This window comes from Ruegeria sp. YTSA168, assembly GCF_059610045.1.
In genome coordinates, this window is sequence record NZ_JBXWMW010000001.1 from 603,732 (window position 1) to 619,491 (window position 15,760).

Below are 15,760 nucleotides of genomic sequence, written 5' to 3' on the forward strand. Positions count from 1 at the left end.
AATACATCAATTCTCTTTTTATTTCATATACTTACAGGAATGCAACGGTATACAAACCCGCTATCTCATTGATTTGGCTGCCACAGCTCGATCGGATTGCCTTCCGGGTCATGAATGCGAGCGAACTTGCCAACCTCGCTGTCCCAGTCAGGATGGGTCTCAACCTTGATCCCCGCGGCCTCAAGCTGTGCGGTCATCGCTGCCAGATCATCAACGCGGAAATTGATCATCCACTGCTGCTCGGCCCGGCCAAAATAGTCTGTATCCTGCGCGAAAGGAGCAAAGACAGTGTACCCCTCGCGCTGCTTCCAAGGCACCGGGTCATAGTGATTTACGCCAAGATGCCTTTCATACCAGCCCCGCAACGCCTCGGGGTCACGGGCCCGAAAGAACACCCCGCCTATTCCATTTACTTTTTGCATGACCACCTCCTGCTACCAAGTTCTGGTTCAGAATAGCACGGTCCACCCGCTTCACCTGGCCACAAATATCTTGGAGGTCAGGAGGCAAAGCCTCCTGCACAGCAACAAAGAAAAGGGCGCCCAAAGGCGCCCTTTGCAATTTTCTTACATGAGATGATCAGTCGATCATCGGCAGCAGCTTATCCAATGACTGCTTGGCGTCGCCATAGAACATGCGCGTGTTCTCTTTGAAGAACAGCGGGTTCTCGATGCCCGAATACCCAGTGCCTTGACCGCGCTTGGACACAAACACCTGCTTGGCCTTCCAGCACTCCAAAACCGGCATTCCGGCGATGGGGCTGTTGGGATCTTCCTGCGCGGCCGGGTTCACGATGTCGTTCGAGCCGATCACGATGGCCACATCCGTCTCGGGGAAGTCATCGTTGATCTCGTCCATTTCCAGAACGATATCATACGGCACTTTGGCTTCGGCCAGCAGCACGTTCATATGACCCGGCAAACGACCGGCAACCGGGTGGATCGCAAAACGTACCTCTTTGCCTTTGGCACGCAGCTTGCGGACCAGCTCGGACACTGACTGCTGTGCCTGCGCAACAGCCATGCCATAGCCCGGGATAATGACAATGCTGTCCGCATCGTTCAGCGCGGCGGCCACACCGTCAGCCTCAATTGCGATCTGTTCGCCTTCGACAGCCATCTGCTCCCCCTGCGGACCACCGAAGCCGCCCAGGATGACGCTGACAAAATGCCGGTTCATCGCCTTGCACATGATGTAGGACAGGATCGCACCGGACGAGCCCACCAGCGCGCCGACCACAATCAGCAGGTCGTTTCCGAGGCTGAAGCCAATCGCGGCTGCCGCCCAACCCGAATACGAGTTCAGCATCGACACAACCACAGGCATGTCTGCACCACCGATCCCCATGATTAGGTGATAGCCGATGAACAGCGCCGCCAGTGTCATCAGGAACAGCGGGAACAGCCCCCCGGTCGAGGTGTACCAGATCAGACAGATCAGTGAGAGCCCCGCCGCTACCGCGTTGAGCGCATGACCACCGGGCAGCTTTGTCGCTGCAGAGGTGACTTTGCCCGCCAGCTTGCCATAAGCGACGACCGAACCGGTAAAGGTGATCGCGCCGATGAAGATGCCCAGGAAAAGTTCAACATGCAGGATGCCCAGTTCCGCAGGGGTTTTCTTGGCGATCAGCTTGGCGAACGCGCCCAGATCGGACAAATCCGCATCTTTCGCGGAATCCACGATCGCAAAGACCTGCGCCACATTCTGAATTTCAAAATGCGCGTTGAAACCCACGAACACAGCCGCAAGACCGACCAGCGAGTGCATCGCAGCCACCAGTTGCGGCATTTCGGTCATCTGGACGCGTTGTGCGACGTACTGACCGATCAGGCCACCGCCCGCAATAAGCAGCAGCGACAGCAGCCACAGGCCCGAACCGGGGCCAACCAGCGTGGCAAAGACCGCCAGCGCCATACCGACGATGCCATACCAGACCGCGCGCTTGGCGCTTTCCTGGTTCGACAGACCGCCGAGCGAAAGGATGAAAAGGACAGCCGCAACAACGTAAGCGGCAGAAGTGAAGCCAATCATATGCCCGACCTCCTTAGGATTTCTGGAACATGGCGAGCATGCGCCGGGTTACGAGGAAGCCGCCGAAGATGTTGATCCCGGCCATAAAGACGGACAGCGCGGCCAGCAGAATAACCAGGAACGACCCGGACCCAATCTGCATCAAGGCCCCAACGATAATGATCGACGAGATCGCATTGGTGATCGCCATCAGCGGCGTATGCAGCGAATGCGCAACACCCCAGATCACCTGAAAGCCCACAAAGATCGCCAGCACAAAGACGATGAAGTGCTGCATGAAGCTGGCCGGAGCGATCAGCCCCACCAGCAGCATCAGCGCGCCGCCAATACCAAGCAGGGTGAACTGCTGCTTGGTCTGCGCCTTGAAGGCTGCGATTTCCTGCGCCTTTTTCTCTTCCGGGGTCAGTTCTTTGACCTCGGGCTTTTTCTGCGCCGCAATCGCCTGCACCTTGGGCGGTGGCGGCGGGAAGGTGATCTCACCCTCATGGGTCACGGTTGCGCCGCGGATCACGTCATCTTCCATGTCGTGATTGATCTGACCGTCCTTTTCCGGCGTCAGGTCAGTCATCATGTGACGGATGTTTGTCGCGTACAGCGAAGAGGATTGCGCCGCCATCCGGCTGGGGAAATCCGTATAGCCGATGATGGTCACGCCATTGTCGGTCACGATCTTCTCATCCGGCACGGTCAGCTTGCAGTTGCCGCCCTTCTCCGCTGCCAAATCTACGATGACAGAGCCCGGCTTCATCGCTTCGACCATATCCTTGGTCCAAAGCTCGGGCGCTTCGCGGTTCGGGATCAGCGCGGTAGTGATGACGATGTCCACCTCGGGCGCCAGTTCACGGAACTTGGCCAGCTGCGCGTTGCGGAACTCTTCCGACTGGACCGAAGCATAGCCACCGGTGGCCGCACCATCCTGCTGTTCTTCTTCGAAATCCAGATAGACGAACTCGGCGCCCATGGATTCGACCTGTTCGGCCACTTCGGGGCGTACGTCGAACGCATAGGTGATCGCACCCAGCGACGTGGACGTACCAATCGCCGCCAGACCGGCAACACCAGCCCCCACGATCAAAACCTTGGCAGGCGGCACCTTACCGGCCGCCGTTACCTGACCGGTGAAGAACCGGCCAAAGTTGTTACCCGCCTCGATCACCGCACGGTAACCGGCGATATTGGCCATCGAGGACAACGCGTCCATCTTCTGCGCGCGGGAAATACGCGGCACCATCTCCATCGCAATGACGTTCGCGCCTTTGGACTTGGCCAGCTCCATCCCTTCTTCGTTACCCGCCGGATTGAAGAAAGAGATCAGCGTCTTGCCCTTGCTCAAACGCTTCAGCTCGGTCTCGGTCGGGATGCGCACTTTGGCGATAATATCCGCCGCTTTCCAAAGCGCTGCCGCGGTTTTTACGATCTCAACACCCGCAGCCTCATATGCCGCATCCGAAAACCCGGCGGCCGCCCCAGCTCCTTTTTCGATCAGGCACTCATAGCCCAGTTTCTGCAGCTGTACGGCCGAGTCTGGCGTCATTGCCACTCGGTTCTCGCCATCCAGTATTTCTTTCGGTGTGCCTATTTTCACTGGCAGTCCCCCTTGGTTCTAAGGCCGGTCAGGTCCTCGGGTATGGATTGTTAAGAAAAGATGTATCTTGCGCAATTTTATTTCGCAAGCGCAGCATCCATTACGTTGTGTCATTCAGTTGATCTGGCTACACCCACCGTCTTGTCTTTTGTTCATAGCGGGCGAAATCGGCGCGGAAGGTGCGGCGCATGCGGTCCTCCTCGGGCAGGATGAAACGACGTTCAAGCACCCAGACGAAGATCGGCACCAGAACCAGTGACAGAACAGCGTCAAAGCGCAGCACCAGACCCGCCAGGATCAAAACATCCCCCAGATAGATCGGGTTCCGGCTGCGTTTGTAGATACCGGATTGCACGATTGCACTGGGTATTTCATGCGGAATGACTGTTGTCTTGTGGCGCCGGAATTCGGCAACGGCCAATACAGCCAGAAGAATGCCACCCCCGATCAGCAAACCGCTAAGCAGATCGGTCAGCCCGCCCTCAAGGGACAGGCCAAATCCCAAATACCTCGACTGCAACCAGGCAAGAAGGGCAAAGCCCAATAGCCAGACAGGGGGAAGGTCGATCCAGCGCATCGTCGATCCTCAGGGCTGACGTCACGTAAGGGCACGTGTCGTTTCTGGGCGCTGTCCTACCGCTTTGAGACCGAAATAGCAAAACCCCAGTTGTCGCATCGATGGACAGCAGAGATGGGATGTTTTACGCCCTAGGGGCAATGCTACCCAAAGACACAAAAAAACGGGCCGCCATGACTGATTTTGCGACGACCAAAGACATGTTCACTTTGCCCGAGGGGATGATCTACCTCGACGGTAACTCTCTGGGCCCGGTTCCAAAGGTTGCGGCAGATCGCGTGCGCAAGATGATGACCGATGAATGGGGGCAAATGCTGATCACCGGCTGGAACAAGGCCGGTTGGATGGGCATGCCCGTGGCATTGGGTGACCGGATCGGCAAACTGATCGGAGCAGAACCCGGCAGTGTTGTCGTGGGCGACACGTTGTCGATCAAAGTCTATCAGGCGGTTGCATCCGCTTTGGAGTTAAACCCGGATCGCAAAGTTGTGCTGTCAGACAATGGCAACTTCCCCACCGATCTTTATATGGTTGATGGGCTTTTGCGGTCACTCGGCGATGACTATGAGTTGCGTGTGGTCGACCCTGAACAAGTGGCGGAGGCTCTGACGGATGACGTCGCCGTTCTGATGCTGACCGAGGTGGATTACCGGACCGGGCGCCTGCATGACATGAAAGCCCTGACTGAATTGGCCCACTCCTTGGGCGTGGTGACCGTTTGGGATCTGGCGCATTCGGCTGGGGCGATTCCAGTTGACCTGTCGGGCTGCAGTGCTGATTTTGCGGTGGGATGCACCTACAAATACCTTAATGGCGGGCCCGGTGCTCCGGCCTTTATCTATGTGGCCCCTCACTTGATGGACTGGGTGCGCCCAGCGCTGTCGGGTTGGCTGGGACACGAGGCCCCCTTTGCCTTTGATCTCGACTATCGCCCTGGCGCGGGGATCGAGCGCATGCGGGTCGGAACCCCTCCTGTCATTCAGATGGCCTCACTTTCGGTGGCGATGGATGTTTGGGATATGGCCGATATGGCCGATGTGCGCGCAAAATCCATCGAATTGACCGAGCTGTTCATTCAACGGGTCGAGGCCACCTGCCCTGACCTGACACTTGCCAGCCCGCGCGACCCGATGCAGCGTGGCAGTCAGGTCTCATTCCACTTTGCCGAAGGATATGCCGCGATGCAGGCCCTAATCGCGCGCGGCGTGGTCGGGGATTTCCGGGCACCAGACATCATGCGCTTTGGCTTCACACCGCTTTACATCGACGAAACAGATGTGGAACAAGCAGTTGATATTATGGCCGATATCATGGGCAACCGACAGTGGGATCGGCCCGAATACAAAATCCGCCAGCAGGTCACCTGACCTCAAGCCCAGCGCCGATCATCGCAGCCAGCTGCCGGGTGCGCTGTTCGAACTCTTCGGCGCTGGAGGCGGTCAGCTTGATCCCTTTCAGGCTGGCCGTAATCGTCTTTGCGGTGTCGTGGGGCGTGTCGAACACGCGGGCGCGCCCTTTGGCCTGCATATCGGTCAGCCATTCCGCAAACAGCAAGGTCAGTTCTGCCTCGCCCTGTTCGACAATATCGGTCGACATGGATTTGGTCGTATCCAGCATCTCGACCCCATGGGGTGAAGCCAGTATCGCCGTCATTCCCTCCATTTGCGCCTGAATCGCTGCGTTCAGTACATGCGAGATTGATCCTGCATTCTTCAAAGCAGCGGCTACGGCGTTTGCCTTGTCAGCATAGTGCAGCCTGGTCAGCTCGCGAACGATTGCCTCTTTGTTCTTATAGTGCAGATACACAGCAGGCCGAGACATACCCGCACCCTTCGCAATATCGTCCATAGACGTCTTGCGGAATCCGTATTTCGAAAAAGCCTGAAAAGCCGAAGCCAGAATGGCCTTTTGCCGTGTGTCGTCGCCCGTATCCTTCATTTTAGAAGCTCTGACAGTTTTCGTATATTTTGTCAATTGACACACTGACACTTTTCAACAATTATGTCAGAAACTGCCACAGCTAACGAGAGGCGCGCCATGGCGACCACCCTTAAAATCAACGGAACAGCGCATCAGGTCGATCTGCCTGATGATGTCCCCCTGCTTTGGGTGCTGCGCGATGAGGTCGGTCTGACCGGCACCAAATTCGGTTGCGGTGTCGCTGCCTGCGGGACCTGCACCGTGCATATCGATGGCGAGGCCGTGCGGTCCTGTCAGGTGGCCCTGTCAGATGTCTGGGGCGATGTGACCACGATCGAAGGCATTGGAACACCTGCCGCCATGTCGACACTCCAGCAAGCCTGGGTCGACCATCAGGTGGCGCAATGCGGCTATTGCCAGTCCGGGCAAATCATGCAGGCCGCAGCTTTGCTGGCCGAAAACCCCGCGCCCTCAGATGCCGATATCGACGACGCGATGCAGGGGAACCTGTGCCGCTGCGGTACCTATCCCCGAATACGCGCAGCGATTCACGACGCCGCTGGCAAACTAAAGGAGGCGTAAGAGATGGGTAAAGTTGGAAAAATCCTGCGCCGAACCTTCCTGATCGGCTCTGCCGCTATTGTCGGCGGCGTGGCCTTTGGGGCCTATTACGTCACCCGCCCGGCCGCCAACCCGCTGAAACCCAGCGACGGCGAGGCCGCGCTGAACCCGTTCATTCTGATCGACCAGAACGGCGTGACGCTGTTCGCCCCCCGCGCAGAGATGGGACAGGGTGTACAAACCACATGGGCCGCGCTGATTGCCGAAGAACTGGACGTTGATCTGGATCAGATCACCGTTCTGCACGGGCCTGCCGCTGCGGCCTATTACAACTCGGCCCTGATTGGCGAAGGTCTGCCCAACAAGGGCTATGACATCTCGGATTTTCAACACAATCTGGGCGAGGCTTTGGGTGTGTTGGGGCGTACCCTCAGTCTACAAGTAACCGGTGGCTCTACTTCGATGAAGGACGGGTATGAACGCATGCGTCAGGCCGGGGCCTCGGCGCGCGAAACCCTGAAACGCGCCGCAGCCAACCGACTGGGCGTTGATCCGGCAGAGTTGCAGACCGCGTCAGGCCATGTGATCGCCCCGAACGGCGACAAAATCTCGTACACCGATCTGGCCGTTGATGTCGCCGGTCTTGAACCGGTCGAGGCTCCCCTGCGGGATCCCTCCGAATGGCGCTATCTGGGACAGGCCCTGCCGCGTCTGGATATGGTGGAGAAAGCGACGGGTACGGCAGAGTTTGGCGTCGATGTCCGCTTGCCGGGTATGAAATTCGCCGCTGTGCGCATGAACCCTAAGCTGGGTGGCGCGATGAACGGATATGACGACAGTACCGCAACCTCGATGCCGGGTGTCGAAAAGGTGGTCGATCTGGGCACTGGTGTTGCGGTCATCGCCAACAACACATGGCTTGCCCAACAGGCGGTTGACGCCATTGATGTGGATTGGGGCGACGCCCCCTACCCCCCCGAAACGGATCAGGTCTTTGCAGAGATCGCCAAGGCGTTCGACGACGCGCCGAATTCGACCATGCGCGATGATGGCGATGTCAGCATCATGCCCGAAGGCGCAACAGAGATCAAAGCTGAATATCATCTGCCCTATCTGGCCCATGCAACGATGGAGCCGATGAACGCCACCGCGCTTTATACCGGAAACGCATTGGAACTGTGGTGCGGCAATCAGGCCCCTACCCTGATCCAGTTCCGCGTTGCCAACACGGCCGGGTTGGAGACCGAGGCCGTGCAGATCCACACCACCTATCTGGGTGGCGGCTTTGGCCGACGTGGAGAGCTGGATTTCGGTGACATCGCCACCAAGGTCGCCATGGAGATGCCGGGTACGCCGGTCCAGACCACTTGGAGCCGTGAAGAAGACATGCGCCATGACTACTACCGCCCCGGCGCGATCGCCCGGATGCGAGGTGCGGTTCAAGATGGCAAAGTGGTTTTGATCGATGGGGCCGTCGCCTCACAATCCTGCACACAACAGGCTGTTCAGCGCTATACTGGCCTGCCCGGTGCAGGCCCGGACAAGGTATTGGTCGAGGGATTCTTCAACCAGCCCTACGGCGTTCCGAACTATCGCATGAGCGGCCATATCGCCAAGCTGGATATCCCTGTCGGGTTCTGGCGCTCGGTCGGCAACAGCCATAACGGGTTCTTCCATGAGACATTCATGGATGAACTTGCCCATGCTGCAGGCCGTGATCCGCTGAAATTCAGACTGGAATTGATGCAAGGCGAGCACGCCCCATCCGCAGGATGCCTTGAAGCGGTCCGCGACATGTCGGGCTGGACGGGCCAGACACCCCCCGGTGTCGGGCGCGGTGTGGCCTTCACCTACAGCTTCGGCACCCCTGTGGCGCAAGTCATTGAAGTGGCAGATGAAGACGGCACGATCCGTATCAACAAGGCGTGGATCGCCTGTGACATGGGGCTGGCGCTGGACCCCGAGAATGTCAAAGCCCAGATGTTCGGCGGCATGATCTATGGCCTCTCAGCGGCCTGCTACGGCGAGATTACCTTTGCCGAGGGTGAGGTGGAGCAGTACAACTTCCCCGACTATGACGCGATCCGGATGCACACCGCGCCACAGGTTGAGGTGCGCGTGCTGGAAACCAACCGCCATATGGGCGGCGCGGGTGAGCCCGGCACACCTCCATCCATGCCCGCGCTTGGCAACGCCCTGTTTGACCTGACAGGAGAGCGCGCGCGCAGCCTGCCCTTGATCAATCAGTTCGATCTGTTGATCTGATAACAAAGAGGCGGTCCGGCAACTATTGCCGGGCCTCCGCCAAGCAATGTCACGCCAATCTCTGCATCTGTTGCAGCGCGGTTCCAGAAGCCCAGCTCCGCACAGCGGTCCCAAACGCTTCAAACAGCGGACGAGACACCGGATCATTGATCGCATCCCATTCCGGGTGCCACTGAACCGAAAGGGTAAAACCAGGCGCATCCTTGATATAGATCGCCTCGGGTGTGCCATCCGTCGCATGGCCATCAATCACAACGCGTTCGCCAATCCGCTTGATGCCCTGACCGTGCAAGGTATTCGTCATCACTTCGGTCGCACCAAAAACATCGTGAAACACACCGTTTTCCGACAGGGTCACGATGTGTCGCAGGGCGAATTTTTCCTCAAGCGTTCCGTCGGGCGGCATCCTGTGGTTCATCCGACCTGGCAGGTCCCGGATTTCGGGATAAAGCGTGCCGCCCATTGCCACGTTCACCTCTTGAAACCCACGGCAGATCCCTAGAAAGGGCTGGCCGCGTTCGACACAGGCGCGCACCAAAGGCAGCGTGATTGCATCCCGCGCCCGGTCGAAATCGCCATGCGCATCTGTGGCCGCTTCGCCATATTCCTCGGGATGTACGTTGGGGCGACCACCCGTCAGCAGGAACCCGTCACAGACCTCAAGCAATTCATCGACCGAGACATAGCGTGGATCTGCTGGTATCAGCAGCGGCAGACAGCCAGATACATTGGCCACGGCATCCGAATTCATCGTCCCACCCGCATGCGTGGGATATTGATCATTCATCAGGTAAGAGTTGCCGATAATACCAACGACGGGTCGCACCATTCCAATGTCCTTGCTTTTGCATTGATTGGAACTGACGCTATCGACACAAAGCAGCCCGTGCAACCACGCACGGCCTGCATAACAGCGCAAAGCAATGTTCAATTGCGCACACGCCCAAAAAACCGGGCCGTGTCGGGTCAGATTTCGCCCGTCAGCCCCGCTGCTTCGATACCCGCCATGCCTGCAACGGCATCATTATCGGATGTGTCGCCCGTCACACCAACCGCACCGATCACAGCATCTTTGCGGTCTCGCAGCAGAATACCACCCGGCACTGGCACGACCTGCCCGCCATAAACACCATTCACTGCGGCCATGAAATAAGCCTGCGCTTCAGCCCGCTGCATCTGTGCTGTGCCCGCCATGCCCAGCATGACGGCACCATAAGCCTTGCCCTGCGCAATGGCGAACCGGCCAGGGGCGGCACCGTCTTCACGCTCAAACGCGATGACATGACCACCGGCATCCAGCACGACTACCGACAGCGGCTTCAGCTCCATTTCGCGCCCTTTTTCCAAAGCCTTACGAATGATCGCGCGCGCCTTACGCAAAGAAATACCCATACCTGATCCCTTTCATCTGGCCAAAAATATCCTCGGGGGAGCACGAGGGGGCAGACAGCCCCCTCGTTCCCGCAATTGCCACTCAGTGCTGACTGGCTTTGAACTCCAATCGCCGCGCATGCAGAACCGGCTCGGTATAGCCCGAGGGCTGAACCCGGCCCTTGAAGACAAGATCGCAAGCAGCCTGGAAGGCAACACCGTCAAATCCGGGTGCCATTGGAGCATAGCTTGGGTCGCTCGCATTCTGCCGATCCACCACAGCCGCCATTTTCTGCATCGCAGCCATCACCTGTGCCTCGCTTACGACATCATGATGCAGCCAGTTGGCCAGCGCCTGGGATGAGATACGGCAGGTCGCGCGGTCCTCCATCAGACCGACATCATGAATGTCGGGCACTTTCGAACAGCCAACGCCCTGATCGACCCATCGGACCACATAGCCCAGGATGCCTTGCGCGTTGTTTTCGACCTCGCGGGTGATTTCTTCGTCGCTCAGGTTGCGGCCGCCCAGCAACGGAACGGTCAGTAGATCATCCAATGTACCGCGCGCGCCGCCTGTTGCGATTTCATCCTGCCGGGCCAGCACATCCACCTTGTGATAGTGCGTTGCATGCAGCGTCGCCGCTGTGGGAGATGGAACCCAAGCGCAGGTTGCGCCGGATTGCGGGTGGCCGATCTTGGCCTCCAGCATCTCACCCATCCGGTCGGGCATCGCCCACATACCTTTGCCGATCTGCGCCTTGCCCTTCAGACCGCATGCCAGACCGATATCGACATTGCGATCCTCATATGAGGCAATCCACGGTGTGGTTTTGATGTCCCCCTTGGGCAACATCGGACCCGCCTCCATCGAGGTATGAATCTCATCCCCGGTACGATCCAGGAACCCGGTATTGATAAACGCCACACGCGATTTCGCGGCGCGGATGCACTCGGTCAGGTTTGCCGAGGTGCGGCGTTCCTCGTCCATGATGCCCAGTTTCACAGTGTTGCGCGGCAACCCCAGAATGTCTTCGACCATGTCGAAAATCTCAACTGCGAACGCCACCTCTTCGGGGCCATGCATCTTGGGTTTGACCACATAGACAGACCCTTCGACCGAGTTCCCGCCGTCGCGCTTGAGGTCATGCATGGCGATCAGCGTGGTGCACAGCGCATCCATCAGCCCCTCTCCGATCTCATTGCCCTCACCGTCCAATACCGCCGGGTTGGTCATCAGGTGGCCCACATTCCGTATCAACATCAGCGACCGGCCCTTCAGCGACGCCCGACCGCCGTCAGCCGTAGTGTATTCCACATCATCTGCAAGCTTACGGGTGAAGGTTTTGCCGCCCTTCGTGACCTCTTCGGTCAGGTCGCCCTTCATCAGGCCCAGCCAGTTGCCGTAGGCGACAACCTTATCTTCAGCATCCACGCAGGCAACCGAATCTTCGCAATCCATGATGGTCGAGAGTGCTGATTCCAAGCGCATATCAGCAATGCCCGCAGGATCGCTTGCCCCGATGGTGCTGGACGGATCGATCATGATCTGGATGTGCAAGCCATTGTTTTTCAGCAATACAAACGCAGGCTTATTTGCGTCCCCGCCGAAACCGGCAAACTGTGCAGGATTGGCCAGCGCGGGGGTCAACGCGCCGGCATCGATGGTCAGCTCCGCAGCTTCGGCCCACGATCCTTCGGCAAGCGGTGCAACCTCATCCAGAAACGCCTTGGCCCAAGTAATTACACGCCCCCCGCGCTCCACGTCATAGCCCCCACCCGCAGGCAGATCACCCATCGCATCTGTCCCATAAAGCGCGTCATACAGGCTGCCCCAGCGGGCGTTGGCCGCGTTCAAAGCAAAGCGAGCATTGGTAATTGGCACAACCAGTTGCGGGCCGGGGATCAGCGCAATCTCGGGGTCCACATTTGCCGTTTCGATCTGAAACGCCTCGCCCTCATCAACCAGATACCCGATCTCTTTCAAAAACGCCTGATAGGCGGCGGCATCCATGGGTTGCGATTTTTCTGCAAGATGCCATCCATCAATACGACTTTGAATATCCGCGCGTTTGGCCAGAAGGGTCCGGTTTTTGGGGCCCAAATCTTGCACCATGCGGGCCAGACCGGCCCAAAACTGTTCGGACGACACATCTGTGCCCGGCAGCGCCTGTGTCTCGATAAACTCAACCAGTATCGGATCTACCTGCAACCCGCTCAGGGTCTGTCTGCCGCTCATGTGTCTGATCTCCCGCGTTTGTGTGCCGATGTATGCCAAACTGACTTAGGCCGAAAGTTTCCGATAGGCAACTTTTGTCTAGGGTTTCCCATCGCCCCGTTTTGCCTAAAGCTGTTTCAAAAGCGGCAAGGCAATTCCGCAGGCCGGTTGCAGCCCCGGAACGAAGCTCTTAACGTCGCGGAAAACCCAAAACCGATGCGAGGCCTCGGATGCGCGACGAAACCGGCAAGACAATCTATCTGAAAGACTACACACCCTTCGGGTATCTGGTGGACAGCGTTCATCTGACCTTTGATCTTGCACCGCATGCAACGCGTGTTTCTTCGCGCATCGCGTTTCGGCCTAACCCCAATGCCTCAGACCACCGCTTCTTCTTGCATGGGGAAGAATTAAAGCTGATACGTGCGTCCATTGATGGGTCAGACGTAAACCCCGTGTTGACCGATCAAGGTTTGACTACCGATGTTCCCAATGCGCCGTTTATCTGGGAAGCCGAGGTTGAAATCGACCCGGGTAACAACACCGCGCTTGAAGGGCTCTACATGTCGAACGGCATGTACTGCACCCAATGCGAGGCCGAGGGGTTTCGCAAGATCACCTTTTATCCCGACCGCCCCGATGTGATGTCCACTTTCACCGTACGGATCAACGGCGACCTCCCTGTCCTGCTATCGAACGGCAACCCATCTGGCAAAGGTGAAGGCTGGGCCGAATGGACCGATCCATGGCCCAAACCTGCCTATCTGTTCGCGCTGGTCGCCGGGGACCTGATTGCCCATCCCGGCCAGTTCAAAACGATGTCGGGACGCGAAGTCGAGCTGAACCTGTGGGTCCGCCCCGGAGATGAAGGCAAGTGCGCGTTCGGAATGGAGGCTCTGAAAAAATCGATGGCATGGGATGAAGACGTCTATGGCCGTGAATACGATCTGGACGTGTTCAATATCGTCGCCGTAGATGATTTCAACATGGGCGCGATGGAGAACAAAGGGCTGAACATCTTCAACTCGTCCGCTGTTCTGGCCAGCCCCGAAACCTCGACCGATCTGAATTTCGAACGAATTGAGGCCATCATCGCGCATGAATATTTCCACAACTGGACCGGCAATCGCGTCACCTGCCGCGACTGGTTCCAACTGTGTTTGAAAGAAGGGCTGACGGTCTTCCGCGATGCGCAATTTACATCCGACATGCGCTCGGCCCCGGTGAAACGCATCCATGACGCCATCGACCTGCGCGCACGGCAATTCCCCGAAGATAACGGGCCATTGTCTCACCCTGTCAGACCTGAGAGTTTTCAGGAAATCAACAACTTCTATACCTCAACCGTCTATGAAAAAGGCGCCGAGGTTATTGGCATGTTGAAACGATTGGTCGGGGATGCAGCCTATGCCAAGGCGCTAAACCTCTACTTTGACCGCCATGACGGGCAGGCCTGCACGATCGAAGATTGGTTGAGAGTATTCGAAGACACGACAGGCCGTGACCTCAGCCAGTTCAAACGCTGGTACAGCCAATCCGGCACGCCTCGGGTTTCGGTCGCCGAGGACTGGAGCGATGGGACCTATACCTTGACGTTGAGCCAGCACACCGAGCCAACACCCGGACAGGATGAGAAGCTGCCTCAGGTCATCCCCATCGCGGTCGGCCTGCTAGGTCCGAACGGGGATGAGGTGCGCGCCACCGAGGTGCTGGAGCTGACCGAGGCCGAACAGAGCTTTACCTTCTCTGGTCTCGCGGCCAAGCCGGTGCCGTCGATCCTGCGGGATTTCTCGGCCCCGGTGATCCTTGAACACGTTCACACCAACGCAGATCGCGCCTTCTTGCTGGCCCATGACACAGACCCGTTCAATCGCTGGCAGGCCGGGCGTTCGCTGGCCGAAGATACGCTGCTGCGCATGATCTCGGACGACGCAACACCAGACTCCAACTACCTCGACGGTTTGCTGGCCGTGTTACGCGATGGGGATCTGGACCCCGCCTACCGCGCGCTAATGCTGGGCCTGCCCACACAATCAGAGTTGGCGGCGGCTTTGCATGAACGCGGCCAGACGCCTGACCCGATGGCGATCTGGATCGCGACCGAGACCCTGCGACAAGCCACAGCCCAGCACCTGCAAGACCTGCTGCCCCGCCTGCACGGCGAAGCACTGGTGGACGCGCCCTACGCACCGAATGCCGCACAATCGGGTAGGCGCGCACTGGGCGGCGCGGCGCTGGCTCTGACCACCCGCCTGGATGGAGGCGCGCTGGCTGCTGAATCCTACACGAAGTCGGACAACATGACCTTGCAACTCTCGGCCCTGTCCTGCTTGTTGCGTGCCCGCAATGGCGAGGCAGAATTGGCCCGGTTCTATGATCAATGGCAGCATGATCGGCTGGTCATCGACAAATGGTTCGGTTTGCAAGTGGCAATGGCCGCGCCCGAAGTGGCGCGAAAAGTCACGAAAAACTTGACTGAACACACTGATTTCAATTGGAAAAACCCCAATCGATTCCGCGCTGTGATGGGTGGTTTGGCGATGAATCATGCAGGCTTTCATCAGCTTGATGGCACAGGGTATGCACTGCTGGCGGATTGGTTGATCAAACTGGACCCTGTCAACCCGCAGACCACAGCGCGCATGTGTTCGGCCTTCCAGACCTGGAGGCGTTATGATGCAGATCGACAGGACCTGATCCGCACGCAACTGACCCGCATTTCCGAAACACCGAACCTGTCGCGTGATACGACCGAAATGATTTCGCGCATCCTGGGCGCATGACAACCTACACGTTCACGCGGCGCAATCGGAACCCTCGGACGGTCATTCTTCTGATCGTCATCTACGCAGCATTGCTTGCGTTGATTGTTCTGTTTGAAGCCGCATGGTGGCTGATGGCTCTGCTGGCCGTGACCACCCTGCCCGCAGTTTGGGATGTTTTGCACGACAGCAGCGCAGGTGTTCAGTTCGATCAGGATATGCTGCGTTGGTACTCTGGAAAACGGAAAGGCCAGATCGCTTTGAAAGAGATTGATTTCTTTCGATTCGACACGCGCTGGGATTTCTCGGTCCGCGTCTCGCTGGTGCTGAAATCGGAAAAACGCATCCGCCTGCCCGATGAGTCGCTACCGCCGCACCGGGAGTTTGAAGAGGTTGTCACCCAGGCCGGTTACCGCGTTGAACGCCATCATTTTACTGTTTTCTGAAACGATCCACGCAGCCCAGCACGA

General features: G+C 58.1%; 13 protein-coding genes. 5 read left to right on the forward strand and 8 right to left on the reverse strand.

From position 1 onward, the window contains the following. Nucleotides 1-65 precede the first annotated feature (65 nt). The 4 genes from AC2FFE_RS03055 to AC2FFE_RS03070 all read right to left on the reverse strand — a co-directional run bounded on the left by AC2FFE_RS03055 (nt 66) and on the right by AC2FFE_RS03070 (nt 4,193). Entirely contained in the window at nt 66-422 is a 357-nt protein-coding gene (locus AC2FFE_RS03055; RefSeq protein WP_496819330.1) for a VOC family protein, read from the reverse strand. Between the two features lie 157 nt (nt 423-579). After that, nucleotides 580-2,031: an NAD(P)(+) transhydrogenase (Re/Si-specific) subunit beta gene (locus AC2FFE_RS03060; RefSeq protein WP_496845801.1), complete on the reverse strand. Its 1,452-nt coding sequence runs from the start codon at nt 2,029-2,031 to the stop codon at nt 580-582. Between the two features lie 13 nt (nt 2,032-2,044). Beyond that, complete coding sequence (locus tag AC2FFE_RS03065) at nt 2,045-3,616, reverse strand: Re/Si-specific NAD(P)(+) transhydrogenase subunit alpha (protein WP_496845802.1); 1,572 nt, start codon at nt 3,614-3,616, stop codon at nt 2,045-2,047. Between the two features lie 127 nt (nt 3,617-3,743). Continuing rightward, nucleotides 3,744-4,193, reverse strand: coding sequence for a methyltransferase family protein (locus tag AC2FFE_RS03070; RefSeq protein WP_496845803.1), 450 nt, complete (start codon nt 4,191-4,193; stop codon nt 3,744-3,746). Nucleotides 4,194-4,366: 173 nt separating this feature from the next. Here AC2FFE_RS03070 and kynU point away from each other — a divergent pair, with 173 nt between their 5' ends. Further along, nucleotides 4,367-5,560 (forward strand): kynureninase, encoded by a 1,194-nt coding sequence (gene kynU, locus AC2FFE_RS03075; RefSeq protein WP_496845893.1) that lies wholly within the window; start codon nt 4,367-4,369, stop codon nt 5,558-5,560. Here the strand turns inward: kynU and AC2FFE_RS03080 are convergent. Continuing rightward, entirely contained in the window at nt 5,553-6,131 is a 579-nt protein-coding gene (locus AC2FFE_RS03080) for a TetR/AcrR family transcriptional regulator (RefSeq protein ID WP_496819335.1), read from the reverse strand. The two genes, kynU and AC2FFE_RS03080, sit on opposite strands and share 8 nt — an antisense overlap. A 99-nt stretch (nt 6,132-6,230) precedes the next feature. Between AC2FFE_RS03080 and AC2FFE_RS03085 the strand changes: the two genes are divergently transcribed. Both AC2FFE_RS03085 and AC2FFE_RS03090 read left to right on the forward strand, forming a co-directional pair. After that, complete coding sequence (locus AC2FFE_RS03085) at nt 6,231-6,695, forward strand: (2Fe-2S)-binding protein (RefSeq protein WP_496819336.1); 465 nt, start codon at nt 6,231-6,233, stop codon at nt 6,693-6,695. Between the two features lie 3 nt (nt 6,696-6,698). Continuing rightward, nucleotides 6,699-8,939: a xanthine dehydrogenase family protein molybdopterin-binding subunit gene (locus tag AC2FFE_RS03090; protein WP_496845804.1), complete on the forward strand. Its 2,241-nt coding sequence runs from the start codon at nt 6,699-6,701 to the stop codon at nt 8,937-8,939. Nucleotides 8,940-8,988: 49 nt separating this feature from the next. On the opposite strand, the gene AC2FFE_RS03095 is transcribed toward AC2FFE_RS03090, so the two are convergent. The 3 genes from AC2FFE_RS03095 to AC2FFE_RS03105 form a co-directional block, all read right to left on the reverse strand. Next, nucleotides 8,989-9,768, reverse strand: coding sequence for a gamma-glutamyl-gamma-aminobutyrate hydrolase family protein (locus AC2FFE_RS03095; RefSeq protein ID WP_496819338.1), 780 nt, complete (start codon nt 9,766-9,768; stop codon nt 8,989-8,991). Between the two features lie 137 nt (nt 9,769-9,905). Next, the gene (locus tag AC2FFE_RS03100) at nt 9,906-10,331 is read right to left on the reverse strand and encodes a GlcG/HbpS family heme-binding protein (protein ID WP_496819339.1); all 426 of its coding nucleotides are present in this window, start codon (nt 10,329-10,331) and stop codon (nt 9,906-9,908) included. 82 nt (nt 10,332-10,413) lie between these two features. Next, on the reverse strand, nt 10,414-12,549 hold the full coding sequence (locus AC2FFE_RS03105; protein ID WP_496845805.1) for a malate synthase G: 2,136 nt from the start codon (nt 12,547-12,549) through the stop codon (nt 10,414-10,416). 209 nt (nt 12,550-12,758) lie between these two features. Here AC2FFE_RS03105 and pepN point away from each other — a divergent pair, with 209 nt between their 5' ends. Both pepN and AC2FFE_RS03115 read left to right on the forward strand, forming a co-directional pair. Further along, entirely contained in the window at nt 12,759-15,311 is a 2,553-nt protein-coding gene (pepN, locus tag AC2FFE_RS03110) for an aminopeptidase N (RefSeq protein ID WP_496845806.1), read from the forward strand. Beyond that, nucleotides 15,308-15,736: a hypothetical protein gene (locus tag AC2FFE_RS03115; protein ID WP_496819342.1), complete on the forward strand. Its 429-nt coding sequence runs from the start codon at nt 15,308-15,310 to the stop codon at nt 15,734-15,736. The genes pepN and AC2FFE_RS03115 overlap by 4 nt, the downstream gene beginning before the upstream one ends. Nucleotides 15,737-15,760 lie beyond the last annotated feature (24 nt).